This window comes from Parabacteroides faecis (genome assembly GCF_014647375.1).
In the GTDB taxonomy this organism is placed as follows: Bacteria; Bacteroidota; Bacteroidia; order Bacteroidales; family Tannerellaceae; genus Parabacteroides; species Parabacteroides faecis.
The window spans coordinates 275,458-301,703 of record NZ_BMPB01000004.1; the positions used below are offsets into that span (position 1 = coordinate 275,458).

The window sequence follows — 26,246 nt, forward strand, 5'->3', positions numbered from 1 at the left end:
AGAGAATGTCCTGTGTAAGTTCTTTGCACAGGACATTTTATGTAGGATGCTGTTTTATCGGTTTCTTACCGGATAAACAACAGTTCCCGATATTTCGGCAACGGCCACATCTGGTTATCCACCATCAGCTCCAGTTCGTCGATATGCTCGCGGATATCATCCAGGAACGGAACCACCGTATCATGATAAGCGATCGCCTTGCTGCGGAGGTCGGTGATGACATTCGCCTTCTTACGGGCTTCGATCATTTCGTCCGTCATGCGTGTTACGGCATTTACGTGTTTGGAAATCTTGCGTACCAGGCGGCGCGGTTCGGCGGACAGGTCTTCGTATTCTTCCGGGCTGAATGTTTCTTTCAGCTTGGTGATATTGCTGAGCAGCAAAGACTGGTAGTGCAATACGACCGGAATAATATGGTTCATCGATAGGTCACCCAATACGCGGGCTTCGATCTGTACTTTCTTGATATAGATTTCCCATTTCACCTCATTGCGGGCTTCCAGTTCCTTTTCATTCAATACGCCCGTTTCCTTGAACATGCGGATCACTTCCGGTTTCAGGTAAGCATCGTATTGCAGCGGAACGCTGTTTTCGCAATCCAGTCCGCGGCGGGCAGCTTCTTCCTTCCATTCGTCGCAGTAACCGTTACCGTCGAAGCGGATCGGTTTGGATTCTTTGATATAAGCCTTCAGTGTCTCGAAGATAGCCACTTCCTTGCTCTTTCCAGCAGCCTGAAGTGTTTCTACATCTTTCTTGAACTGTTGAAGCTGGTGAGCGACAGCCGAGTTGACAGCCAGCATAGCCGAGCCGCAGTTCACGGAAGAACCGGGAGCACGAAACTCGAAACGGTTTCCGGTGAAAGCGAACGGAGAGGTACGGTTACGATCCGTATTATCCAGCAGCAATTCCGGTATTTGTCCGAAGCCCAGGCTCAGACGTTTCTTGTCGTCTACCTCGATCGCATCTTCGATCGAACTGTTCTCGAATTTATCCAGCACTTCGCTGATCTGCGTTCCGAGGAAAGAGGAGATAATGGCAGGAGGTGCTTCGTTGGCTCCCAGACGGTGTGCGTTGGTAGCAGAAGCGATACTTGCTTTCAGTAAGGCATTATATTTATAAACAGCCATCAGCGTATTGACCACGAACGTGATAAAACGCAGGTTGTCTTCGCGGTCTTTACCCGGCGAGAACAGGTTGATACCCGTATCGGTCCCCATCGACCAGTTACAATGCTTACCCGAGCCGTTCACACCCATAAAAGGTTTTTCGTGAAGCAGGACGCGGAAATTATGACGGCGTGAAACACGTTTCATCACCGACATCAGCAACTGATTATGGTCGTTGGCCAGGTTACATTCTTCATAGATCGGAGCCAGCTCGAACTGGTTCGGGGCAACCTCGTTGTGACGGGTCTTTACCGGGATACCCAGCTTATAACATTCCACTTCCAGGTCTTTCATAAATTCCTGTACGCGTGAAGGAATAGCACCGAAATAATGGTCGTCCAACTGCTGGTTCTTGGCACTTTCGTGTCCGAGCAGCGTACGTTCGGTCAGCGACAGGTCGGGACGGGCCGAATACAATTCTTCGTCTACCAGGAAATATTCCTGTTCCCAGCCCAGATAGGTGATCACCTTATGAACATCTTCGTTGAAGTAGTTGCAGACCTCTTTGGCAGCTTTGTTCAATGCTTCTACTGAACGGATAAGCGGTGTTTTGTAGTCGAGTGCTTCACCGGTATAAGCGATAAAGACTGTCGGGATACATAAAGTGTCGTCTACAATAAATGCGGGAGAGGAGGGGTCCCAGGCTGAATATCCGCGGGCTTCGAACGTGTTACGCAGTCCGCCGTTAGGGAAGCTGGATGCGTCGGGTTCCTGCTGGGCGAGCAGTTTGCCGCTGAATTCTTCGATCATACCGCCGTTGCCGTCATGTTCTACAAAAGCATCGTGCTTTTCGGCTGTTCCGTCGGTAAGAGGTTGGAACCAGTGGGTGTAATGGGTAACTCCTTTTTCCAGTGCCCACATACGCATACCGGCAGCTACATGGTTGGCTATTTCCCGGTCGATGGGTGTTCCATTATCAATGGCGTGGGTTAGGGCTTTGTACGTTTCCTTGGAGAGATACTTCTGCATTGCCTTGCGGTTAAATACGTTCTCGCCATAGTACTCGGATACTTTCTGTTTGGGAGTGATGGCTTCCACGGCCTTCCGGTTGGAAGCTTTCTCCACTGCATTAAAGCGTGAGATTGACATACGGATTATTTTTTTGTTTTACCGGCTGCAAAGATACAAGCAAATCTTTATTTATACTTTCACTCGGTAGTTAAAAACAATTTCATATATCATTTTGCCAGAAGTAAGGATATAGATAAGTTGGGGGATGAGCTTTGGCTTGATTTACATTTAGCTACATGGTCAGAACCTTTACATTTCCACAATCAATCTTGCTGAAATCTTTGTCATCCGATACAAATAACATATTTTTACCACAGGATCTGCAGTATTCAATGAAGTAACTGTCATTGAAATCTATTATTTTAAAATGGTCGAAAAGTAAATCAAGATTAACCGAGTTAAAGTTATCGGGCATGCGTTCACTTACTTTTAGTATATTTCTCATCACTGCCAGTATCAATGATGCAGTAGCGGCATATTGTTCTGATTGCAGGTAATCACGTTTATAATCGGCCCGGCAATTTTCAGGCATTCTCTTCCAAAGCTGGAAATCCAACCGAAGATAAGTATTTGCAAATTCAGATAATACCAAGCTATTGATATAAATAGTGGCCCGATGGCTAAGAATGTCTGCGAAAAAATTGGAATAAACTGATTGCTTTTTTTTCTGATAATTACCCAGTGGGCAAAAAAGAAACATCCACACGTTATTGTCCAAAAAGAAACAGTCTGTGGAAGAAATAGTATATTCTTTTATTTTTAATATTTTATTATTCTCCACTGATTACTCTTTGTACTGTTTGACCAAAAGAATCTTCATTGTTATAAAATTCTTTAGCCCGGTTGGTTACTTTTTTTAAAAGGATCAAGTCATCCTGACTTACATTTTTAAGTTTGAGACGTTCTCCTAATTCCCGGCTTGAATAATCTTTGTATAACTGTCCTATAGCCCCATTCAAATAAGCTGTAGTTAGTAATGCTATACCAGAAAAATCCAGCACAATAGTTTGATAATCGGAGAATAGTTTAACTATCGTTTGATAGACTTTTTCCCCTTCATCAGTAGCTACTGCAAGGTTTGTGGCTGTGTAATCTGATATTTTAATTACTATAGGATTTGTTTTCATGACGCAAATATATTAAAAGATATTATCAGGAGATACATCAAGTTCTTCTTTTAACATATAAAATGATGTATCATCGAAATTGAACTCGATGGTTACTATAGTCCCCGGAAAATAGTAATCCATTTCAGAGGTACTTGTTTGTCCTTCTGTAAATTCCCAGTATCCTGTAGCTGAAACAATTTGAATCTTGCCTTTGTTTAGTTTTACAAATTCTTTTAACAAGTCTAATCCCAGTCCTCCGGTTTGTTCTTTTTTAGTTGTATGACCGTACTGTATCGCCCAGTCTATTGCGTCTGAGGCTGAAAAAACGGCTTTCCCCTGAAAGTAATCATTTACATTTTTATGAATTGTTTTGCCGGCATCGACTACCGTTATATCGAAACGGGAAGGATGTTTCTGTGGATAATATTGCCCGCAAGTGTGTATCCATTGGCATTTGCCATGTGTTCTGGCATTTTCAAATACTTCAAAGATACTGGTACATATTCTTTTTCCTAATAAGCTGGTATGTTTTGGAAAGTCTTTTTTTACTAACAACTCTCTTTTTAAATAACTGTCAAATGCTGTATCGTGATTAGGAGCAAACTGTTGGAATGTGACAACGGTTTCTTTGCTGAAATCGATCGATGAATAATCGATGTTTCCGATAAAGCCGTTGCGTGTAAGGATACCATATATGGCAGTTGGTATATCGATTAATTTTATAGAAAGGAGATAATCATCCTCCAGTATTCTGATTATGGCTCCCAAAACAGCGCTTAAATTGGCCTCAAACCAAGTCGTTTTAGAGAAACTGATAGAAAAATCCACATCATCTGATTGAATAATCTGGTTGAACAGTAGGGCTAGGCTATTGTAGCCTTCCTTGTTTGTATATAGAACTTTATTGAGATAGAAGATGGTCATACTAGCTAATATTATTTTGCAAAGGAAATGATTTTATAAGAATTAATAGTTACTCCATAGCTATTAATTAGCTTGTTTTTCATATTTAAAAAGGATGATCCCTTACTTTTCCCGATTTTATTCTTTCAGGTAATAATAGAATAGATGTACGCACATGTACATTAATATGTGTATATCCTTTTTATGAGGAATGAATATCTACTATTGAAAGTTAATGTAGATATTGAATATTATATGATTAGTAGTCGAAAATGTGTGACTAGAAAAAACGTTCCTTTTTTCTCGCCAACAAAATTAATAATTCCTTTTTAACCGACAATCATTTTCCAAATTTTTTTCTCTTTTCTATGTTCTTTCTTATCAACGTAATAACAAAGTATGTACGAAATATTGATTTTCACTTATGAAGTCAAAATGAGTAAAAAATAATGGCGAGAAAAAAGGAACGTTTTTTCTAGTCATTCAAGTTTTTCAGACTAGAAAAATGGATATAAATAGGATTTTAGTAACACTATTATTAATATTAAATTTATTGATTATGAACAAAAGGTTTTCTACTATTTTGACAATGGTCCTGTTGCTGATGGGAGCGTTGTTTAGTAACGCGAATGCTGCTTTGACGTATAAATACACGGCTGGAGCTAGTACGCAAACTTTGAAAAACGGCTTAAAAGTTTACCTGAGTGATGCTGGTTCAAACTTTTTAAGCTCTACAGGAGTTTCCGGGAAGAGCGGTTCTTTCACATTTAAAACGGGAACTGATGCTGAATGGTTTGAAATTGCTGATTTCGGACAGGTAAATAACGAATATCAGTTCAAACTGAAAAATCAAAACGGCAAACTTATTTATGCAAAAGCAGGAGTTTCTAATGTAGAAGCTGCAGATGCTACTGCCGTAGATGCTAATACTTGTGTATTTGTAGCAAGTAAAAACACTGCTGATGCTACAATTTCTTTGGGAGGACAGAAATTAACTGTTGATCTAAGTACAGGTAGTGATGTTAAATTCTACTTTGCTTCTGCCACATACACAGCCGAAGAACTGAACAAGAACCTTTCAAATAACGGTTTTTCTTTTGTTTTCCCGGAAGCTGACCCACAGCCGGAAACGAACGTGTTCAACCAGACTGTTTATGCGGTTAGTAAGACATCTACACAAACTAACGTAACGGATCTTCCTGACGGACTATATTTTGTAACTAAAGGTGGTAAAGCCTTGCAGGAAAAGATTACGGCTAATACCGGTGCTGTTATGGGAATGGACGAATTCAAAAACGCAGAATTCATTATCCTCGATCCGTCTGCTCCTGTAGTAAACTTGATCAAGGCTAACGGTGAAGGTTATGGCTTCAAAGTGGTGAAAGGTTCTGACTTGAAGGCTACGGGTGATTTGGCTAAGGATAAAATCAACTGTGTGAACAATGCAGTATTCACAGTATCTGAAGACGATTATGCCAACGAACCGGGTAAATACACAATGGTAGTAGGTACAACCTCTGCTAAACCTTATGTCGTTGTTGAAAGTGGCAAAGCTCCTGTAGAGGTAGCTTCAGCTGTAGATTATAGCACATCTTTTGTTAAAGTATATGCCTATAAACCGGCATCCGGCGTTGCTAAGACTTATATCACAACGATCTCTACAACAACCGGTGTGAATATCTCTAAGGCACAGATCACAGGTACAACCTGGGCTCCTGCTTCTGCTTTGTTAAAAGAAGATGCTGCTAAGATCGTTAACATCAAGTTTGTAGGTGAAAAACCGGATGCAGCCAGTGCTGCTGCTTCTCCTTACGGAAAATATCTGGTGTCTCAGGATGCTGCTACTTTTGCATATAATGCAGTAGCTCCTAAAGATGTGAGACTGACTTCAGCTAAGGCACAGTGGATTGTTACAGGATTCTCTAATTCAACATTTACTTTCAAGAATAGAGAGACTAATCAAACAATCGCTTTGGCTTTGTATTCAATCGAAGGTAAAACAAATGAATTTACGGTGGCTTCTTCTGATAAAAGCTTAACAACTCCTTCTGTTACTAGTCTGGCAGGTCAAACTATCCAGATAACAGACGCACCGGCTTTAGATGACTTCCTGACACTGACTGCTGAACAGTTGGCACAAAAGGCTGAATTGGTATTTAATGGTTCTGATATGGTTGCTGTTCCGCAGTTGTACATGACAGAGAATAAAACTAATGTTTTTGTTCCTACCAAAGAAAGTGATGATAGCCAGTTATGGACTGTTGTAAAAGGGAGAACTTTGAAGAACGAAATAAATTATGCTTACTTGAGCAACGGTTCTGTAAAAACTGACAAGAAAAATGCGGTAGAAGTTGTTACTTATAAATTCCAATCTGTGAAAGGTGCTGATGAATTCCTGCAGACTTCTGACTTTAAGGAAGGTGCTAGTGCTGCAGAGTTTATTTTCCAGAAAGATCTGGAAGGCAATTACACTATGATTGTTTATGCAACAAGTTATGCGCATATATTTGCAACACAAAGTTCTGCAACGAAAGTAGTTGCATCCATCTCTGCAAGTTCTGCATTTGATGTGTCAAAGAAAAAGTATGAAGATGCAGAATATAGCAGTGTAAATGTAGTCTTCAACCGTCTGACAGAAAGTCTGGACGCTTCCACTCCGAGAAAAGCTACATTAGACAGTTATCAGGGTGCAGTAGCCATGAACCTGAATGCAAACGGCATCATGGAAGGTGTTATTGCTGACAAGGGGCTGACTTTCCGCTTGGATACAGCCGATATCAATAAAGACATTCCTTCTTTCTATATTTCAAAAGCTATTGAAGGCGATGAAGATGGTTACAGCAACTTCCTGTTCTATCCGACAGACTCTATCCAGCAATGGGTTGATGATAAAGCTGATTATGAAATCTATCTGAACTATGCTTTGGAAGGTTCTTACACCGGGGAAGCTACAGCTGATGAAGATTTGAAAGCTATCTTCCGTCCGGCAATAAAAACAGGCGTTGATACTGTTGCCACTTACGTGAATGGAGATGTTGTGACAGTTGCAAAAGAAGCTAACGAAGAAAAAGGCATCGCTGCAGGTGTTGAAAACTTTAAGTTCAGAGTAATGGTCGTAGATGGTGGTTATGTCATCCAGCCATTAGGTGCTACTGACAAATATCTGTATAATTTGAATGGACGCTTAGGCTTCACTGAAGATCAGGAAAAAGCATTGGTTATCACGTTGGGTGATGAACAGACTGTTGACAACAGTACTATTGATGCTTCTTCTGTATCAGTAATAGCCATCGACGGTGCTATTATCGTCAAAGGTGCACAGGGCAAAAAAGTTACTGTTAGCAACGTACTTGGCCAGACAATTGCCAACACAGTGATTTCTTCCGATGAAGCTACAATTGCTGCTCCTAAGGGGTATGTAACTGTTGCCGTAGAAGGCGAAGCTGCAGTAAAGGCAATCGTGAAATAAGTAACTATTTATAATCAAAATAATTCTAAATTTTACCGCGCGGCGTTATCGGACTCCAATTACCCTGCGACAGGTGAACAGGCGGTAAATATTAATACTAAAGTAATAAAATAAAGTTCTTCTGTTCTATCTTTGTGAAAAGAGAAAACAGACCAAAACAAAGCCCGGCAGGTTAATCTTGCCGGGCTTTCGGTTTTAGAAAAAGGAGAAACTTTTTCAGAAGACAGTTGACAGTTAGGATTCGCTGTCGAACTATAAAAAATTGGGGCCTATCGCCCATAGGATCAGTCATAAATAAGACATGCTTAGTTACAAGTTCATTTGCCGTCAGTTTTAATCCAATGTCAAATGAACCTGTAAAGGCGAAGTAGCAAAAGAATTATCTTTAATATAAATCAGATGAAAAAAAACTAGACGCCGCCCAGCTTAGTAAGGTGGCACAAGACTTGAAGAATGAATGTGTGCAACTGGAAAAAGGGTTGCACGGAGTGGTGAAACAATGTAACAACCTGAACCGATTGCTCGAACATGCCGTTTGGGAGGAAGATATGGTAGTGGAAGAAACCATTCTTTTCAACGGAAACCTCGATGAGTTTCTTGAACTGATAGCTCCCCTGATCAGAAGCCGCAAATGGACAGTGAACGACCGGCACGAGGTGAAGCCCTTTCTCCGTTCACTCGACTCGATCTTCCATATACGCAACGGCAAATAAACCTGTAACTAAGTATGCCTTATTGATAACAGATAGCCGATAGACAGATAGACTCCCGTTTTATATATTTGATTGTGAAGCCTAACTGTCACTTGTCAACTGTCAACTGAAAAAGGTTTCACCTTTTTCTATTGCCTGACCTTTCCGATAAACAGCACATTATTATCATTCTCATTCAGCGATGCTGCCAGCTCCTGAAGTTTCTTTTTATCCTGGCTGGGGCATTTGCCGGAGGCGAGATGCTTTTCTATTTGTTCGGCCAGTTGTCCCGGTTCCAGGTTCTGGATGAAATAGCCACGGTAAAAACAGTGTCCCGGCGATGAGACAGGAAGATTACCGTAGAAATCGTTTACGAGATTGAAATAAGAAGAGGCATTTTTTTGTTTGTCTATCAGAATGTTTCCACCTCTCTCCGGACCATTGTTCCCCCAATAGTAATAGCTGACCATAAAATGATGGGGCAATCTGTAATACAGATGGATCGGTTTCTCTTTCGGGTTCGGGAATGTCATGGTGAATTCGGGTAACAACCGGTTGCCCGCTACGTCGTAAACGAAAAGAGTATCTATACCGGTGTGGAAGAAATCGAAATCGTTGCAATTCCTGTAAGAAAAGACCTCGCCGTCAAAATTTTCAGCTTTCATCGCTGCGGTGGTCGGTATTTTTTTCAGTATATTTCCTTCTGTGTCCATCTGGAAAGCAAATGGCTCATCTTCGCTGAAAGGCATGTGAACAACCGCTAATGTTCCGTCCGGATTGAGCGACAATTTGGGTTTCTGGAGTCGTCCGGGCAGTTTGATGTCTTTGATCCATCTGCCGTCTGTTCCGTACATCATAATTTTGTCACCGACAAAAGGAGTGAAAAAGATATGCCCGTTCTTTTCGTCAATGACTTCATCATAAATGGAAATGGCATATTCTCCGGCACCGTTGCCCACTGCGCCGATGTCATGCAGGAATTTACCTTCCTTGTCAAACAGCTTGAATGCAGCACCGCTTTGGCGAACACCGATATATTGGTCGGTGGCAAGAATGAACCAGGCTTTGAATAAAGCCTCGTCAGAATTGTCGAACCGGATAATGCGACAGTCTTCGACGAACTCACTGAGAGGTACTTCGATCGTATCTTTTACGGCAGCAAAATCACATACTGTCAGTTTGTTTCCCGAAGTTTCAACAGTACTGAGACTTCCGTCGTTGGTCTTCATCGCCTTTTGTTTCTGTGTAGAAGGGGTGCAACCTGAAAAACAGGCCAGTAACAAGGCAGCGGATAGGAGTAAAGGAGTTGTTTTCATGTCTGATAGTATTTAAACGGTTGATAATAAACAAAATACGAATAGCTCGGAATTACGAACTATTCGTATTTGAATATCTCTTTTCGATTATGTTATATTAACTATTTCAGAACAAACTCCATGCTACCGTCAATCCGGCCATTACGATAGCCACCATGCTCATCAATTTGATCAGGATATTGAGGCTCGGTCCGGAAGTATCTTTGAACGGGTCGCCGACAGTATCGCCAACGACAGTCGCTTTGTGAGCTTCACTGCCTTTGCCGCCATGGTTGCCTTCTTCGATATGTTTCTTGGCATTGTCCCAGGCACCGCCGGCATTTGCCATGAAGATGGCCAGGACAAACCCCGTGCTCAACCCGCCGATCAACAACCCGATCACTCCGGTTACCCCGAAGATCAGCCCGGTGACGATCGGAGCGATGATAGCCAGCAACGAAGGTACGATCATTTCATGTTGTGCCCCTTTGGTCGAGATCTCCACGCAACGCGCATAATCGGGTTCCGCTTTCCCTGTCAGGATACCCGGAATTTCGCGGAACTGACGGCGTACTTCTTCCACCATGTGACCCGCGGCACGTCCTACGGCATTCATAGTCAATCCGCAGAACATAAAAGCCATCATCGAACCCAAGAACATGCCCGACAGCACTTTCGGGTTCATCAGCGTCACGTCATAATAGACCATGAAATCGGAGAAAGAAGCCTTCGATATCTCCATTGTCCGTCCGTCGGCGAATGAAAGGACGGTTTCTCCCAAACGGATCAGACCTATTTTGATCTCTTCTATATAAGAAGCCAGCAACGCCAGTCCTGTCAGCGCAGCCGAGCCGATGGCAAAGCCTTTACCTGTAGCGGCCGTGGTATTTCCAAGTGAGTCGAGGGCATCGGTACGTTTGCGCACTTCTTTTCCCAAACCTGACATTTCGGCATTTCCCCCGGCATTGTCGGCGATCGGTCCGTACGCATCGGTTGCCAGCGTGATACCCAATGTCGAAAGCATGCCGACAGCGGCAATACCGATTCCGTAAAGTCCCATGCCGGTATTATTGAAATCGAATCCGGAAGCAAAGAGGAATGAACAAATGATGCCGACAACAACTGCCAGTACGGGGATGGCGGTAGACATCATCCCCAGCCCCAGTCCCGAGATGATAACGGTTGCCGGTCCGGTCAGACCCGATTCGGATACCCGTTGTGTCGGTTTATACGATTGCGAGGTATAATATTCCGTAGCCTGTCCGATCACGATACCGACCAGCAAGCCGATCACTACCGAACAACTGATCCAGAACCAGTTGTCTAGTCCCAGTGTATATAGTATACCGAATGTAGAGAGGGCGATCAGTACGGAGCTGAGGTTCGTTCCTGTTGCCAGCGCTTTCAGCAGTTGACGGATAGAAGCATCTTCCTTCGTCCTGACGGCAAAAATACCGAGGATCGAAAGAACGATCCCGACAGCAGCGATCAGCATCGGTGCGATAACAGCCTTGTATTGCATTTCTATATCTCCGGAAGAGACAAAGGCGGCTGCACCCAGGGCGGCGGTCGCCAGTATCGATCCGCAATAAGATTCATACAGGTCGGCTCCCATACCGGCAACGTCACCTACGTTGTCGCCTACGTTATCGGCGATGGTGGCAGGGTTACGCGGGTCGTCTTCCGGGATGCCGGCTTCCACTTTTCCGACGAGGTCGGCACCAACGTCGGCCGCTTTGGTATAGATTCCGCCACCTACACGGGCAAAGAGCGCTTGTGTGGAAGCCCCCATTCCGAAGGTAAGCATGGTGGTGGTGATAATGGTCAGTCTATGAGTCGGGTTCAGTGCTTCATCCGGGATAAAAGCATTCAACAGGATATACCAAAAAGAAATGTCGAGCAGTCCGAGCCCCACAACCACCAGCCCCATGACGGCACCGCTGCGGAAGGCTACCTGCAATCCTTTGTTTAACGACGAACGGGCTGCATTGGCGGTACGGGCGGAGGCATAAGTGGCAGTCTTCATCCCCAGGAATCCCGCCAGTCCTGAGAAGAAACCGCCGGTCAGGAAGGCGATGGGAACCCATTCGTTCTGCACACCGAAACCATAAGCCATAATGGAAAACAGGATAACCAATACAAGAAAGACCGAAGCCACGACTTTGTACTGTTGCTTCAGGTACGACATCGCACCTTCACGCACATAAGAAGCGATTTTTGCCATCGTTTCCGTTCCTTCACTCTCTTTCATCATTTGCCGGAAGAAGAACCAGGCAAATACCAGCGCCAGAACTGACGCCACGGGCACAATCCAGAAAATACTTGTTATCATAGTCGTTCGATTTAAAGTGATTCAAGACCTTATTTTGTCTCCCGTAAATGTAACGAAAATAAAGAAGTGGAGAAACTTTTTCGTAAATAATAATGTTTCATTCTAAAAAAAACAGCATATTTGTCACGTTAAAGAGAGAAAACATACAATGACGCAAGAATCGAACCATAAGACCTATAAACTGGGATTGGCCTTAAGCGGAGGAGGCGCGAAAGGTTTTGCACACCTGGGAGTATTCAAATTACTGGAGGAGTGCGGACTGATGCCGGATGTCATCGTCGGGACGAGTGTCGGGTCGTTGATGGGGACTTTGTTTGCCGACGGTTATTCGGCGGATGAGTTGAAAGAACTCTTTACCGGCCGTGAATTCTCCGAATTCGCACAGCTTCAGCTTCCCAAATCCGGATTGTTTGACAGTAAACGTTTCCGGTATTTTTTGAAACGCCATTTGAGAGCCAAGACATTTGAGGAGCTGAAGATCCCTATGATAGTGGTTGCGACCGATCTCGATAACGGCGAAAGCCATGAGTTTAAGAGCGGGCCTATCGTGGAGGCAGTGACTGCTTCGTGCAGTATCCCGATCATTTTCAGCCCGGTGGTCATCAACGGAGTGCATTATGTGGATGGCGGGTTGTTCCATAATTTCCCGGTATCTATTATCCGCGATATGTGCGAGAGGGTGATCGGGGTGAACGTCAGCCCGCTTGTTCCCCAAAAATACAAGCAAACGATCTTTCATATTGCAGAGCGTTCCTACCATTATATGTTCCGGGCGAATACGCTGGAAGACCGGGAGATGTGCGACGTGCTGATCGAGGCGGAAGAATTCGGCATGTATAAGACCTTTGATCTGGAGAATGTGGAACAGATTGCGCGTATCGGTTACGATGCGGCGATCCGGGCATTCGAACTGGTGATACAAGAGAATAAATATGAAACCCTGGTGAAAGCGATTATGGCACGAAAGAACAATATACTCATGCCATAGCTTTGTCCGGCACTGGTCCGGGCAACTTTTACCGATAATTTTTAAAGTGGATAAAGCGATGAAACAAATGGATAAGATGGTCATTTATCAGGTATTTCCCCGTTGGTTCGGAAATTTGAGATCTTCGTTGGTAAAGAACGGCAGTAAGGAAGAAAACGGAGTAGGTAAGTTCTCCGCCTTTTCGTCGACGGCACTGGCTAAGATCAAGGAGTTGGGTACTACGCATATCTGGTATACCGGAGTGATAGAACATGCCACCCAGACTGATTATACCGCTTATCAGATACGTAAGGATCATGCGGACGTGGTGAAGGGTAAAGCCGGTTCGCCTTATGCTATAAAAGATTATTATGATATAGATCCCGACCTGGCTGAAAAGGTGCCGAACCGGATGAAAGAGTTTGAAGCGCTGGTGAAACGTACACACGAGGCCGGATTGAAGGTGATCATTGATTTTGTGCCTAACCACGTGGCACGCGAGTATCATTCGGATGCGCGTATGTCGTATGTGGAAGACCTGGGCCAGCATGATAATACGACGAAAGGATTCGACCGCAATAATAATTTCTATTATATCCCCGGATGTCCGTTACACCTCTCGTTTGCCGATTCGCATGGTGATTATGACTATAGCGAGTTCCCGGCAAAAGTAACCGGAAATGACTGTTTCAGTCCTTCCCCCGGAAAGAACGACTGGTATGAGACAGTCAAACTCAACTATGGTGTGGATTATGTGAACGGGCGGATCGGTCATTTCGACCCGATTCCGAATACCTGGACGAAGATGCTGGATATCCTGCTGTACTGGGCGGATAAAGGTGTGGACGGTTTCCGTTGTGATATGGCGGAAATGGTGCCTGTGGAATTTTGGAACTGGGTGATTCCGAAGGTGAAAGAAAAACATAATGTGTGCTTTATAGCCGAGGTTTATAACCCGGCGGAGTACCGTAACTATATTTTTAACGGTCATTTTGATTATCTCTATGACAAAGTAGGTTTGTACGATACGGTGCGCGCAGTTATGTGTAACCAATCTCCGGCAAGTAATATCTCTTACACCTGGCAAGGATTGGAAGGTATCCAGTCGCATATGCTGAATTTCCTGGAAAACCATGACGAGCAGCGTGTTGCTTCTTATTTCTTTGCAGGCGATGCCCGTCCGGGTATTCCCGGTATGATCGTATCGGCGATGATGAATACGAATCCGGTCATGATCTACAGCGGTCAGGAACTGGGCGAACCGGGCATGGACGAGGAAGGGTTCAGCGGCCGCGACGGTCGTACGACGATATTCGATTACTGGAGCGTCGATAGCTTGCGTAAATGGATCAACGACTGGAAGTTCGACGGCGCCGGGTTAACGGCCGAACAGCGTGCCCTGCGCGAAAAGTATGCTAAGATACTGAATGTGGCAAAGACGGAACAGGCGATTACACAGGGGGCTTTTTTCGACCTGATGTATGCCAATTCGCGGAATCCGTATTTCAATACGCACCGGCAGTATGCCTTTATGCGTAAATTCCGTAATGAAGTCGTACTGATTGTCGTTAATTTCGACAAGAACGAACAGACTGTACGGGTGAAGATCCCTACGGAAGCTTTTCAAACATTGGGATTTGACGATAACAAAGCGGCTGTACAGACCGATTTGCTGACGGGAGAGACTTGTGTCAGTACGTTGACGACGGCTTGTCCGTACCAGCTGGTTCTGCCGGCCTATTCCGGTAGAATACTGCGTTTTACGTATAAATGATAAACATGATATCGAGAGATAAAAAGTAATAGGGGCAGGCACAACTTGCCCTTATTGTTGAAAGTTTTCCGAAGATAAAGGGATTATTGCAAATAAGTTTTGTACTTTTGCACCACAATTCAAATCTATTTACTTAAGATAAATATTCGGAATAATGAGTGCACAAACTCCTTTCTTGGTGTTTTCGGGAACCAACTCCCGGTATCTTGCAGAGAAAATTTGCAATAGTCTTGGTTGTCCTCTGGGACAGATGAACATTCAACATTTTGCTGACGGAGAATTTTCAGTTTCTTATGAAGAATCTATCCGTGGCCGCGATGTGTTCCTGGTTCAATCGACATTTCCTAATTCGGATAATCTGATGGAATTGCTCCTGATGATTGACGCTGCTAAACGTGCTTCCGCACACTCTGTAATTGCTGTAGTTCCTTATTTTGGTTGGGCCCGTCAGGACAGAAAGGATAAACCCCGTGTATCTATCGGTGCGAAACTGATCGCCGATATGTTGAGCACTGCCGGTATTGACCGTCTGATCACGATGGATTTGCATGCAGACCAGATCCAGGGATTCTTCAATGTTCCTGTCGATCACTTATATGCTTCTTCTATCTTCCTGGATTATATCAAGGGCGAACTGCCTTTGGATAACTTGTGTATCGCTACTCCTGACGTAGGTGGTACGAAACGCGCCAGCAGCTATTCCAAATATCTGGGATTGCCGATGGTTATCTGTCATAAGTCACGTCTGCGTGCCAATGAAGTTGCAGAAATGCGTATCATCGGTGATGTGGAAGGTCTGGATGTCCTGTTGGTAGACGACATGGTCGATACAGCCGGTACGATCACGAAAGCTGCTAACCTGATGATAGAAAATGGTGCTAAGTCGGTACGTGCGATTGCCAGTCATGCTGTCATGTCTGACCCGGCTTCTACCCGTGTAGACCAGTCTGCATTGACGGAAATGATTTTTACGGATTCTATTCCTTACGCAAAGAAATGCGAGAAGGTGAAAGTTTTGTCTGTTGCCGATATGTTTGCCGAAGCGATCCGTCGTGTTTGCAGTGGCGAATCTATCAGTTCTTTATATGCTATTTAATTAGCAGGATTAATGATATAAAAAGGCTGCCGTCTGTTGATGGCAGCCTTTTTTATGTTTGATCCTTGGGGTTATCCGATATAACCTTTCAGGGCGTTTACGTAATTCTCGAAAGCTTGCCGTCCTGTAGGTGTTATCCGGCAGGTCGTACGGGGTTTCTTTCCGACAAAGCTCTTTTCTACTTCTATATAACCGGCTTCGCTCAGTTTATCTATCTGCACACTCAGGTTGCCGGCCGTTGCCTGTGTCTTTTCTTTCAGGTAGACAAAATCCGCCTCCTCGACCGAAAGAAGTATAGACATCACGGCGAGCCGTAATTGGGAGTGGAGTAGCGGATCTAGTTCTTTAAACATTGTTTCTTGGCTTTATGATTGACGATATGTCCGGGTATGATCATCATAAACACGAACGATAAACCGAAGTAAAGATACCATAAAGTGGTCGCTTTTTCACCAATCATCAGCATGGTAAGCATATAGATTGCGATAATAAAAGCGATCAGAGGTGTATAAGTCATCCAGCGCTCCTGTATGATAATTCCGGTAATGGAAACGCCGATTCCGCAATAAATCAAAGAGAGCGGCAGCATCAGGATAAAGTCGATATACCGGGCGAAACTAAATTCGATGATACCGATCGTCAGAAAAGTAACGATGAACATCCAGCCCATTACCTGCCATACCTGAGAAATGACTTTGTCGGTATAAGTCACGACTCTGGGCGGTTTCTGTCTTTGTCTGTAAGACATTATCGGCCACATGACGAACATCAGCATCCATCCCCAACTCCATATAAAGTTGTGTGTGAGGTTGACTAAAGCAAATAAGATGATTGAGAGGGTAGTTGTGAAATACCCCCAGATCAGCATGTAATTCCCTTGTCCGATCTCCATGTTTTTCTTACTGGAACTTATCATTTGTGTGATGAGTGCCAGGCTTTCTTTTTCGTTTAATGTTCTTTCTTCCATGATTTTATTTATTTTTTATTTCGTTCTTAATATGTTTGTTCAAAGATAATGGCATTGTTTTTAACAGTCAATCATTCCGGTTTATTTTTCGTTTAACCGGTTTCTTTCCGAGTCGGAACTTCGTTCCACCGTTTTCTTTTTGATCTTCTTGCCGCTGTTGAAGTTCCAGGTCAGGGAGACTTTGAATGTACGTCCCAGGCTGCCGCTTTCGTAATGGCTTCGTGTCGTATATGCATCGATATGACTCACGAAATTATTGTAGCGGTTGAAGATGTTGTTGACCGATGCCGTTAACAGGAAACGGTTGCCGGCGAATTTTTTTCGCGCGGACAGGCTGAATATATGGCGGGAGGCGATTTCACTGTTCCCGGAATATAGGCGGCTTGTTCCGTTGTACTGAACTTCCAGCGTGATATCTTCCGGTAATCGGAAAGACGTGTTCACGTTGGCAAAGGCTAGATAATGATGTGCGAAAGCGGCTTCTTCCGTCATGCGGATATCTTGCTTTACGCCTACGAAATTAGCCGTCAGATCGAGCCACGGGGTCGGTTGCAGCGGTATGTTGGCTGCGACGAACCAATGGTTTTCGATGTTATGGTTCTCATAGGTGATGTAGGATATGTCCGGATCGGTTGCATCTTGTTTACAGAATTCGCGGATCAAGTCGTGGTGCAGGCTACCGCCGATAGTCAGTGTATAACGGTAATTGTAGACTATGGTGGCGCTGAAACGGTTGATATACGTTGGTTTCAGATACGGATTGCCGATGTTATAGCTGTAATCGGAAGTCTGAAGGCGGTTCGGATTGAGCGTATAGAACGCCGGACGTTCGATATTGCGGGCATATTGTCCGACAAGCATCCATGTTTTCAGGTTGTTGAAAGCGTATGTGATATTCAGATTCGGGAAAAGATCGAAATAATCCCGGTCGATGTGGTCGCTTTTATTGGAAGTACGGGTATATTCTCCCCTTACTCCTGCGATGAACGACCAGCGGTTGACATCGGCAGAAAAGGATGCGTATGCCCCGAAGATGTTCTCTTTATATTCGAGCGCATATCCGTATCCCGGGTTTACGTTCCATTGTTGGTTTTCCGACAAACCTTCGTAGCATGCGTTATCGTCCATGAATGTATAGGTGTACTTCAGGCCGGTGTTCAGCGACATCCCCTTTTTGAGATACTTTTTGAGCGAGATGTCCGAAGTGACGATCTGGTAGGTTGCATCCGAATTGCTCCTGTATGTACTGTCTTTATTCCATTCTTTCTGCATGGTGTAGTAGTTGTTCTTTCCGGTTGACTTTTTATTGGCGTAATCCGTGATCAGTTTAAGGACGGAACCTTTATTGTCGAGCTTATGCAGGTAGTTTGCCGTGGCGGATAATGTATTATAGTCGTCTTTCTGATAATAATCTCCTGTACTGTTCAATAGAAAACCTTGTTTCGTTAATTCCGTTTCGCTGTAAGAACTACTTTTGGAAACTTGTCCGATATATTCTATTTCTGCACCTATACTGTTAAGTGTGTCGATTTCAAAAATGGAGCTGATACGTCCGGTTCCGTAGTTCGAACGGGTATCGAATTCGGAAAGACTCGAAAAACGGTCGCTGTCGTTCGTGTATTCTCTGGAGGAAGTCATTTCGCTATTGTTCTTAGGTGTGAAAGAACCTGATGCTGCTGCATTTACCGTCCATTTCCCCATACGGGCGTTTAATGTCGCGGAAGGCAGATAACGGTTCAGGGAAGATGATAAAGCCGTCCCCATCATTATATTTCCCTGCACGCCGTTGTACTGTCGTTGCCGGAGTGTGATCGAAATGATCCCGCCACGGGAACTGGCTTCATATTCTGCCCCGGCAATGGGAATGACTTCTATCCGTTTGATCTCTTCTGATTTCATGGAACGTAAGTAGGAGAGAAGTTCTTCGCCGGTGAGTTTAATCTCTCGGTTGTCGACAAATACTTTTGTACCCTGCGCACCATTTATGGATATGTTTTCGTCCGTCAGCCATACGCCGGGAGCCTGTGAGAGTAACTCGGTTCCGTCTTTGCCACTGGAAGGGGAAACGGATAATATGAAGCGATCGGCTTTTCGTTCAATGTTTTTAGCTTGTACCACGACCTCTTTCAATGCATAGGAGGATTGTTTCAGTGAAATTGTATCGGGGTGGGAGAGCGGTAACCGAATGGTTTTCCGCACCGGATCGTATCCGAGACATTGGGTGACGACGGTATAAGTTCCGTTTTCTACTTCCAGTTTGAAGTCACCTTCATCATTGGTCGTAACTCCGGCTTTCTGTATATCATCTTTCAGCAGAACAATGGTGGCATATTCAATCCTTTTTCCCGGTTCATCCGTTATATGTCCGGAGTAAACCGTCATTCCTGCCGGCTTTTGGGCTATGCCCGAAAAGCTGGCAGCGAAAAAGAACAGGAGAAACGAGGTACTTTTCATGGTATTATTCGCTTGAAGGATAATATAATTTAAGCTTGACTGTCTCTTCTTCTTTTTGAGTTTTGCAATTTTTCATGACATATCCTTCGGCCGGTTTATGGTCGTCTGTGAAATCCATTTTATGATTGCCGTTCTCATCGTGGAAGACTGAGAGGTCGAACTGTTCCCATTCTACGTTTTCGAGCGTGACGGTGGCTTCTCCTTTTTCAGGTTTAGCCATACCGTATACAGGTTTGCTTTCTTTTCCTGACTGGGCCATGACGAGGATCATGCCGTTATCTCCCCGGATATTACTGATTTTTACTGTAATGGTCCGCGACCAGGCCATGCTGCCGGTAAAAAACATTGTCATGATAATTAGTAATATTGTCTGTTTCATTTTTCTTCCTCCTCTTCTTTAATCATATAATGACTAGCGATCTCTAATCCCAGATTGATGCCCCAACCGGCTATTACCCACAAAACCCACCAGTAATATGGACTTGTGACATAATTAACTACTGCCAAAAAGCTGCATATAACGATATAGCGGAGGATATTCATTTTCAGCTGTGCTGGAAATGAATTGTTTTTCTTGTTTGAGTTTACTGTTGCTTCCATTGTTGTTCTCTCTTTAATTGTTGTTTGTAAATAAGTTTATATTATAAACCATAGATGGATTAAAAAAGTGCAAGGAGCTACGCGTTTCTCACTTACACATCGCAAATATAAAATGGTTTATAATATAAACCAAATAAAACAGAAAAAAAATAGACTGATCTGGTATAAATTTATTTTTCTATCCTATCTGATGTAGATTACATGGCGTACTAAATGAAATTACTATGGCGGGAAATCAGTGGTTGATAACCATCAACCGAACGGCTGATAATTATCAACCATGCGGTTGACGGTTATCGGCCGTATGGCTGACAATTATCGGCCATTAAAAACTACTTGGGAAAAATGAGGATAGTTAAGGTGGAATTGGTTGTTAGTTAGTGTTTTAGATGAAAAAAGAGTACGTTCTCAAACAACGTGCTCTTTTTTATATTAAAATAGATCGGCATGAGAACCGGTATCTGTGAATAGAAGTATTAATTCCGTATCATTTTGGTCCCATACCATCAACCAGTCCGATTGTATATGGCATTCTGTTTTTAAAGTTGTTGTTTCCATAGTTGTTTATATTATAGTCTGATACAAAGATGAGTATAATTATTGACAAAGGTTTATTTTTCTTCGTCGATTATCATACCGCTACCCAGGCAGAGATGATGGTCTTTGTCGTAGACAACACCGTACTGGCCGGGGGCAATTCCCTGTATTTTGTTCTCGGACTCGATGCGATATAAATCTCCGATACGGCGGATACGTCCCGGGGTAAAGTCCGGTGTATGGCGGATTTTGAAGGTGATCTCCTTCTCGTCGGTGAATTCTCCCCACGGGTCTTCGGTGATGAAGTCGAAACCGTGCAGGTTGATCGTTTTGCCGTATTGTGTTTCCGGGTCGTAGCCGTTGGAGACGTAGATGATATTGCGTTTGATATCTTTCTTGATAACGAACCAGGGGCCGCCGCTCAATCCAAGACCTTTGCGCTGTCCGATCGTGTGAAACCAGTAACCGTTGTGTTTACCTAAGACTTTACCTGTTTCCAGTTCGACGATCTTGCCGACACGTTTTCCCAGGTAACGTTCGATAAAGTCGTTGTAGTTGATCTTGCCGAGGAAACAGATGCCCTGGCTGTCCTTACGCATGGCACTGGGTAGCTTCTGTTCGGCGGCGATGGCGCGTACTTCGGCTTTCATCAGGTGCCCGATCGGGAACATCAGCTTCTGGATTTGCAGACGGGTAATCTGTCCGAGGAAGTCGGTCTGGTCCTTTACCGGGTCTTTAGCGGTAGAAAGCCATACTTTGCCGTCTATCTCGGTCGTTGTGGCGTAATGGCCGGTTGCGATCTTGTCGAAGTCTTTTCCCCATTTCTCTTCGAAGCAGCCGAACTTGATGAATTTGTTGCACATCATGTCCGGGTTGGGAGTGAGGCCGCGCTTCACCGAGTCGATCGTGTAGCTGACAACCTTGTCCCAATATTCGTCATGCAGGGATACCACTTCGAAGCGGCAACCGTATTTACGTGCTATATAAGATGTTATTTCTATGTCTTCTTCGGCAGGACAGTCGATATATCCGTCTTTATCTTCCATACCGATACGGATATAGAAGATGGTAGGATCGTATCCTGCCTCCTTCAACTGATGGACAACTACAGAGCTGTCCACACCTCCTGATACTAATGCTGCTATTTCCATTCTTTCTAAATATATCGGCTACAAAGGTACAAAATATTAGGGTGATATTCCTATGGCTTCGATTTATTCGTTACCTTTGCAGGAGAGCCTTTCGTTGTAATACTTCAGAAAAAACAAAAGAGTTATTATAAATAATATGAGAAATACAATAGTATCGCTTATGACAGCAATGGCATTGACTGCTTGTGCTGGTCCGAAAGAAAATAAAGGACAGGCACCGCAGGGGGATTTTAATTATGTGGTAGACCAGTTCGCCGACCTGCAGATTCTTCGTTATCAGGTTCCCGGATTCGAGTCTCTTTCATTGAAACAAAAACAGTTATTATATCATTTGTCGCAGGCTGCGCTGATGGGCCGCGATATATTCTTTGATCAGAATTGTCGCTATAACCTGCCGATCCGTCGCACACTGGAGACGATTTATACAACGTATAAAGGAAACCGGGAAGATGCGCAGTTCAAGGCGCTGGAGACTTACCTGAAACGGGTGTGGTTTTCAAGCGGCATCCATCATCATTATGCAGAGGATAAGTTTGTTCCCGGATTTACACCTGAGTTTTTTAAGAGTTGTCTGGAACAGGTAGACGTGACCAACCTCCCTTTACGTGAAGGGCAGACACTGGAGCAGTTTGTCGCTGAGATATTTCCGGTGATCTTTGATCCGTCCGTATTGGCGAAACGTACCGTGCAGAGCGGTGATCAGGATCTGATTCTGGCATCCGCCAATAATTACTATGGCGGAGGTGTTACCGAGAAAGAGGTGGAAGGCTTTTATACAGCCATGAAAGCGGGAAAAGATACTATCACCCCGATTTCTTACGGTCTGAACAGCCGTTTGGTAAAAGAGAACGGAAAGATCGTTGAGAAGGTATGGAAAGTCGGCGGCCTTTATTCGGCAGCCATCGAACAGATAGTCGGCGAGTTGCAGAAAGCCGTGGTTTTTGCCGAGAACGATACACAGAAAGCGATCATTGAAAAACTGATCGAATACTATCAGACGGGCGATCTGAAAACGTTCGATGCTTATTCCATCCTTTGGGTAGAAGATACGACATCCGATGTGGACTTTGTAAACGGTTTTATCGAAACCTACGGCGATCCGCTGGGAATGAAGGCTAGTTGGGAATCTACCGTGAACTTTATCAACAAGGAAGCGACAAAGCGTACAAAGATTATCAGCGATAACGCACAATGGTTTGAAGACCATTCCCCGGTAGACAAACGTTTCAAAAAAGAAAAGGTGAAAGGGGTAAGTGCCAAGGTGATTACCATCGCTATGCTGGGAGGCGATTGTTATCCGGCAACTCCGATCGGCATCAATCTGCCGAATGCAGACTGGATACGCCGCGACCACGGTTCGAAATCAGTTACTATCGAGAATATAACGGAAGCCTACGATAAGGCTTCGCAAGGCAATGGTTTTAGCGAAGAGTTCGTTTGGAGTGACGTTGAACGTGAGGCGTTGAAGAAATACGGATTTATCACGGATAATTTACATACGGATTTACACGAATGTCTGGGACATGGTTCCGGTAAACTGTTGCCGGATACGGAATCCGGAGCCTTGAAAGCGTACGATTCTACACTCGAAGAAGCTCGTGCCGACCTGTTCGGACTGTATTATCTGGGTGATCCGAAATTAGTGGAATTAGGTTTGGTGCCGGATGCAGAAGCATATAAGGCAGAGTATTATAAGTATATTATGAATGGCCTGATGACACAACTTGTCCGTATCGAAGCCGGTAAGAATGTGGAAGAAGCCCACATGCGTAACCGTCAGTTGATTGCCCAATGGGCCTACGAGAACGGTAAAGCCGATAATGTGATCGAATATAAGAAACGTGACGGTAAAACATACGTAGTTGTAAACGATTACGAAAAACTCCGTAATCTCTTCGGTACGTTACTGGCTGAAGTACAGCGAATCAAGAGCGAAGGCGATTTTGCAGCCGGAAAGAAACTGGTGGAAGATTATGGCGTAAAAGTAGACCAGATATTACACGACGAGGTGCTTGCCCGTTATGCCAAACTGAACCTGGCTCCTTACAAAGGTTTTGTGAACCCGGTTATGAAAGAGGTGAAGAACGATAACGGAGAAGTGACCGATATCGTCCTCGATTATACCGAAGGCTACACGGACCAGATGCTCCGTTACAGTAACGATTATTCATTCCTCCCATCTTACAACGACTAAGCTATGTTGCAGGACCAATTAAAAGAAATAAGAACCCAGCTCCGCATGGCGATGAATGGCGTAACATCCACCAGCATGCGCGAGAAGGGGATAATTTATAAACTGAACTTCGGCGTACCTCTGCCCGAAATAAAGCAGATTGCCGCTACGCACGAACCCGGTTCGGAGCTGGCAGCTGCTCTGTGGAAAGAAGACATCCGTGAGTTCAAGATACTGGCATCCATGTTGCAGCCTGCGGATGATTTTCCTTTCGATCAGGCAAAGCAATGGGTGAAAGAAATACCCTATCTGGAAATCGCGGAACAATGCAGCCGTAATCTGTTTTGCAAGTTGCCTTATGTCGATAACCTTCTTCTGGGATTAATCTTCAATGTGGAAGACGAGTATGCCCGTACGGTGGCCTACCTGATTTGGGCGGAACTGTTCAAGGAGGGGAAAACTGTGGTTGCGCCGGTAAGAGCTGCATTCATTGTGGAATGTATGCGTTCGATTGCCTGGCCCGACTTCGGCGCTACCTGGAAAGAGAAGCAGGCAGCTGTAAAAGCAATGAAATTTTACGGTCGCCAGTCTGCCGATCATGCCCGGCAAATGTTAAGTGGTTTCGATGAGTTTCCGGAGTTCATGGAGACGCCGGAAGGACAGGAAATATATAATGATTTAAAATTTGAATTTGAATATTATAGCTAAGGCTTTGCGTTTAAAATAAATGCGCTAACTTTGTCGGTCGCGTAGAGTCGCAACGAAATGGATGAAAAGAAGTACATAGAGATGAAGCAGTCGTTTACGGAGTATCTGACTGAGAAAAAACTACGAAAGACGGAGGAAAGATATGCTATATTTGAATGCATATGTCGTTTCTCGGGTCATTTCGACATGTACTCACTCCAGGAAAAACTGGAAGAGACGAACTTCCATGTGAGCAAGGCAACGCTTTACAATACGCTGGACGTGCTGGAAGACGGTGGCCTGATCGTGCGGCATCAACTCAACGCCCAATCGGTTCAATACGAACTCCGGGCTTTGGCGGAAACGCATCTTCATCTGATCTGTATGAAGTGCGGGGCGATCCGGGAAATGAAAGACAGTATGCTGAAAAAGGATGTCAACAATCTGAAGATATCCCGTTTCACACCTGAGTTTCATGCGTTGTATATTTATGGGATATGCAGTAAATGCAAGTTCAAACTTCAGCAGAAGAATGGTAAATAAGAATATTAATAGTCTATTATAAAGATAACATGAAAGTAGATGTTTTATTAGGATTGCAATGGGGTGACGAGGGCAAAGGTAAAGTTGTCGACGTGCTGACTCCGAATTACGATGTAATCACTCGTTTTCAGGGAGGTCCCAATGCAGGACACACATTGGAGTTTAACGGAGAAAAGTATATCCTTCGTTCTATTCCGTCAGGTATTTTCCAGGGTGGAAAAGTGAATGTAATCGGTAATGGCGTCGTTCTCGACCCGTTATTGTTTAAGCAGGAAGCCGAAGCGCTTGCTGCCAGTGGTCACGACCTGACCAAACAACTTTGTATTTCCAAGAAGGCACACCTGATCCTGCCTACCCACCGTATGCTGGATGCTGCTTACGAAGCGGCTAAAGGTTCCGGTAAGATCGGTACGACCGGTAAAGGTATCGGCCCGACATATACAGACAAGATCAGCCGTAACGGTCTCCGCGTAGGTGACTTGTTGCATAACTTCGATGAAAAATATGCTGCTGCCAAGGCACGTCACGAAGCAATCCTGAAATCACTGAACTATTCTTATGATATCAAGGAACTGGAAGCTCAATGGTTTGAAGCATTGGAATATCTGAAACAATTCAACCTGATCGACAGCGAGCATGTGGTAAACAACTACCTGAAAGACGGTAAGTCTGTTTTGGCAGAAGGTGCACAGGGAACTATGCTGGATATCGACTTCGGTTCTTATCCGTTCGTGACTTCTTCGAATACGATCTGTGCCGGTTGTTGTACAGGTCTGGGCGTATCTCCGCGCAATATCGGTGAAGTATACGGTATCTTCAAGGCGTATTGTACACGTGTCGGCAGCGGTCCGTTCCCGACAGAGTTGTTCGATGAAACAGGCGATCAGCTTTGTACGTTAGGACATGAGTTCGGTTCTGTAACAGGACGTAAACGTCGTTGCGGCTGGATCGACCTGGTAGCTTTGAAATATGCCGTTATGATTAACGGCGTAAGCCAGCTTATCATGATGAAGAGCGACGTACTCGATAGCTTCGAAACGATCAAGGCTTGTGTGGCTTACAAGATCAATGGCGAAGAAGTAACGGAATTTCCGTTCGAGATCGACGATACGATCGAACCGGTATACGTTGAACTGCCGGGTTGGAAGACTGACATGACAAAGATGCAGAGCGAAGACGAATTCCCTGAAGAATTCAACGCTTACCTTTCCTTCCTGGAAGAAGAGCTGGGTGTTCCCGTTAAAATCGTGTCAGTAGGACCTGACCGTGAACAGACAATTATCCGGTATACGGAAGAATAAACCTCATATACTATTACAA

General features: G+C 44.3%; 21 protein-coding genes and 1 pseudogene. 9 read left to right on the plus strand and 13 right to left on the minus strand.

Going from position 1 to position 26,246, the window contains the following annotated elements:
- Nucleotides 1-65: 65 nt before the first annotated feature.
- The 4 genes from IEY67_RS07090 to IEY67_RS07105 form a co-directional block, all read right to left on the minus strand.
- Complete coding sequence (locus tag IEY67_RS07090; protein ID WP_122353333.1) at nucleotides 66-2,255, minus strand: glutamine synthetase III family protein; 2,190 nt, start codon at nucleotides 2,253-2,255, stop codon at nucleotides 66-68.
- 154 nt (nucleotides 2,256-2,409) lie between these two features.
- The gene (locus tag IEY67_RS07095; RefSeq protein ID WP_183668937.1) at nucleotides 2,410-2,958 is read right to left on the minus strand and encodes a PIN domain-containing protein; all 549 of its coding nucleotides are present in this window, start codon (nucleotides 2,956-2,958) and stop codon (nucleotides 2,410-2,412) included.
- Complete coding sequence (locus IEY67_RS07100; RefSeq protein ID WP_183668939.1) at nucleotides 2,948-3,304, minus strand: STAS-like domain-containing protein; 357 nt, start codon at nucleotides 3,302-3,304, stop codon at nucleotides 2,948-2,950. The genes IEY67_RS07095 and IEY67_RS07100 overlap by 11 nt, the downstream gene beginning before the upstream one ends.
- Before the next feature lie 12 nt (nucleotides 3,305-3,316).
- On the minus strand, nucleotides 3,317-4,210 hold the full coding sequence (locus IEY67_RS07105) for a hypothetical protein (protein ID WP_183668941.1): 894 nt from the start codon (nucleotides 4,208-4,210) through the stop codon (nucleotides 3,317-3,319).
- 538 nt (nucleotides 4,211-4,748) lie between these two features.
- Here IEY67_RS07105 and IEY67_RS07110 point away from each other — a divergent pair.
- Both IEY67_RS07110 and IEY67_RS07115 read left to right on the plus strand, forming a co-directional pair.
- Entirely contained in the window at nucleotides 4,749-7,658 is a 2,910-nt protein-coding gene (locus tag IEY67_RS07110; RefSeq protein WP_183668943.1) for a DUF6383 domain-containing protein, read from the plus strand.
- A gap of 434 nt (nucleotides 7,659-8,092) precedes the next feature.
- Nucleotides 8,093-8,371: a hypothetical protein gene (locus IEY67_RS07115; RefSeq protein ID WP_183668945.1), complete on the plus strand. Its 279-nt coding sequence runs from the start codon at nucleotides 8,093-8,095 to the stop codon at nucleotides 8,369-8,371.
- Between the two features lie 128 nt (nucleotides 8,372-8,499).
- Here IEY67_RS07115 and IEY67_RS07120 read toward each other — a convergent pair whose 3' ends face one another.
- Entirely contained in the window at nucleotides 8,500-9,666 is a 1,167-nt protein-coding gene (locus tag IEY67_RS07120; RefSeq protein WP_183668947.1) for a DUF4934 domain-containing protein, read from the minus strand.
- A 106-nt stretch (nucleotides 9,667-9,772) separates the two neighbouring features.
- Nucleotides 9,773-11,977, minus strand: a complete 2,205-nt coding sequence (locus tag IEY67_RS07125; protein ID WP_183668949.1) for a sodium-translocating pyrophosphatase — start codon at nucleotides 11,975-11,977, stop codon at nucleotides 9,773-9,775.
- 148 nt (nucleotides 11,978-12,125) lie between these two features.
- Between IEY67_RS07125 and IEY67_RS07130 the strand changes: the two genes are divergently transcribed.
- From IEY67_RS07130 to IEY67_RS07140, 3 genes are all read left to right on the plus strand, one after another.
- Nucleotides 12,126-12,965: a patatin-like phospholipase family protein gene (locus IEY67_RS07130; protein WP_122353343.1), complete on the plus strand. Its 840-nt coding sequence runs from the start codon at nucleotides 12,126-12,128 to the stop codon at nucleotides 12,963-12,965.
- A gap of 58 nt (nucleotides 12,966-13,023) precedes the next feature.
- Nucleotides 13,024-14,718: an alpha-amylase family glycosyl hydrolase gene (locus IEY67_RS07135; RefSeq protein ID WP_183668951.1), complete on the plus strand. Its 1,695-nt coding sequence runs from the start codon at nucleotides 13,024-13,026 to the stop codon at nucleotides 14,716-14,718.
- Nucleotides 14,719-14,872: 154 nt separating this feature from the next.
- Nucleotides 14,873-15,814, plus strand: a complete 942-nt coding sequence (locus IEY67_RS07140) for a ribose-phosphate pyrophosphokinase (protein WP_007654670.1) — start codon at nucleotides 14,873-14,875, stop codon at nucleotides 15,812-15,814.
- Between the two features lie 71 nt (nucleotides 15,815-15,885).
- On the opposite strand, the gene IEY67_RS07145 is transcribed toward IEY67_RS07140, so the two are convergent.
- The 7 genes and pseudogenes from IEY67_RS07145 to mnmA form a co-directional block, all read right to left on the minus strand.
- A complete protein-coding gene (locus IEY67_RS07145) occupies nucleotides 15,886-16,167 on the minus strand; it encodes a winged helix-turn-helix domain-containing protein (RefSeq protein WP_122375893.1) in 282 nt (93 codons plus the stop codon).
- The gene (locus IEY67_RS07150; RefSeq protein ID WP_122375904.1) at nucleotides 16,152-16,781 is read right to left on the minus strand and encodes a hypothetical protein; all 630 of its coding nucleotides are present in this window, start codon (nucleotides 16,779-16,781) and stop codon (nucleotides 16,152-16,154) included. The genes IEY67_RS07145 and IEY67_RS07150 overlap by 16 nt, the downstream gene beginning before the upstream one ends.
- A gap of 81 nt (nucleotides 16,782-16,862) precedes the next feature.
- Nucleotides 16,863-19,235 carry an outer membrane beta-barrel family protein gene (locus tag IEY67_RS07155; RefSeq protein WP_183668953.1) on the minus strand — a complete coding sequence of 791 codons (2,373 nt, stop codon included), beginning with the start codon at nucleotides 19,233-19,235 and terminating at the stop codon, nucleotides 16,863-16,865.
- A 4-nt stretch (nucleotides 19,236-19,239) separates the two neighbouring features.
- Nucleotides 19,240-19,614, minus strand: coding sequence for a DUF2141 domain-containing protein (locus IEY67_RS07160; RefSeq protein ID WP_122375896.1), 375 nt, complete (start codon nucleotides 19,612-19,614; stop codon nucleotides 19,240-19,242).
- Nucleotides 19,611-19,835, minus strand: a complete 225-nt coding sequence (locus tag IEY67_RS07165) for a 2TM domain-containing protein (protein ID WP_075556213.1) — start codon at nucleotides 19,833-19,835, stop codon at nucleotides 19,611-19,613. The genes IEY67_RS07160 and IEY67_RS07165 overlap by 4 nt, the downstream gene beginning before the upstream one ends.
- 432 nt (nucleotides 19,836-20,267) lie before the next feature.
- Nucleotides 20,268-20,369 (minus strand): annotated as a pseudogene (locus IEY67_RS07170) (type II toxin-antitoxin system YafQ family toxin); the annotation flags it as partial.
- Between the two features lie 77 nt (nucleotides 20,370-20,446).
- Nucleotides 20,447-21,523 (minus strand): tRNA 2-thiouridine(34) synthase MnmA, encoded by a 1,077-nt coding sequence (gene mnmA, locus IEY67_RS07175; protein WP_122376285.1) that lies wholly within the window; start codon nucleotides 21,521-21,523, stop codon nucleotides 20,447-20,449.
- A 136-nt stretch (nucleotides 21,524-21,659) separates the two neighbouring features.
- On the opposite strand from mnmA, the gene IEY67_RS07180 reads away from it, so the two are divergent.
- The 4 genes from IEY67_RS07180 to IEY67_RS07195 are packed head-to-tail and all read left to right on the plus strand — an operon-like array spanning nucleotide 21,660 to nucleotide 26,227.
- Nucleotides 21,660-23,717: a dipeptidyl-peptidase 3 family protein gene (locus tag IEY67_RS07180; RefSeq protein WP_122376286.1), complete on the plus strand. Its 2,058-nt coding sequence runs from the start codon at nucleotides 21,660-21,662 to the stop codon at nucleotides 23,715-23,717.
- 3 nt (nucleotides 23,718-23,720) lie between these two features.
- Complete coding sequence (locus tag IEY67_RS07185) at nucleotides 23,721-24,404, plus strand: DNA alkylation repair protein (RefSeq protein WP_122353351.1); 684 nt, start codon at nucleotides 23,721-23,723, stop codon at nucleotides 24,402-24,404.
- A gap of 57 nt (nucleotides 24,405-24,461) precedes the next feature.
- On the plus strand, nucleotides 24,462-24,926 hold the full coding sequence (locus IEY67_RS07190) for a Fur family transcriptional regulator (RefSeq protein WP_075556218.1): 465 nt from the start codon (nucleotides 24,462-24,464) through the stop codon (nucleotides 24,924-24,926).
- Nucleotides 24,927-24,955: 29 nt separating this feature from the next.
- Complete coding sequence (locus IEY67_RS07195) at nucleotides 24,956-26,227, plus strand: adenylosuccinate synthase (protein WP_122376288.1); 1,272 nt, start codon at nucleotides 24,956-24,958, stop codon at nucleotides 26,225-26,227.
- Nucleotides 26,228-26,246 lie beyond the last annotated feature (19 nt).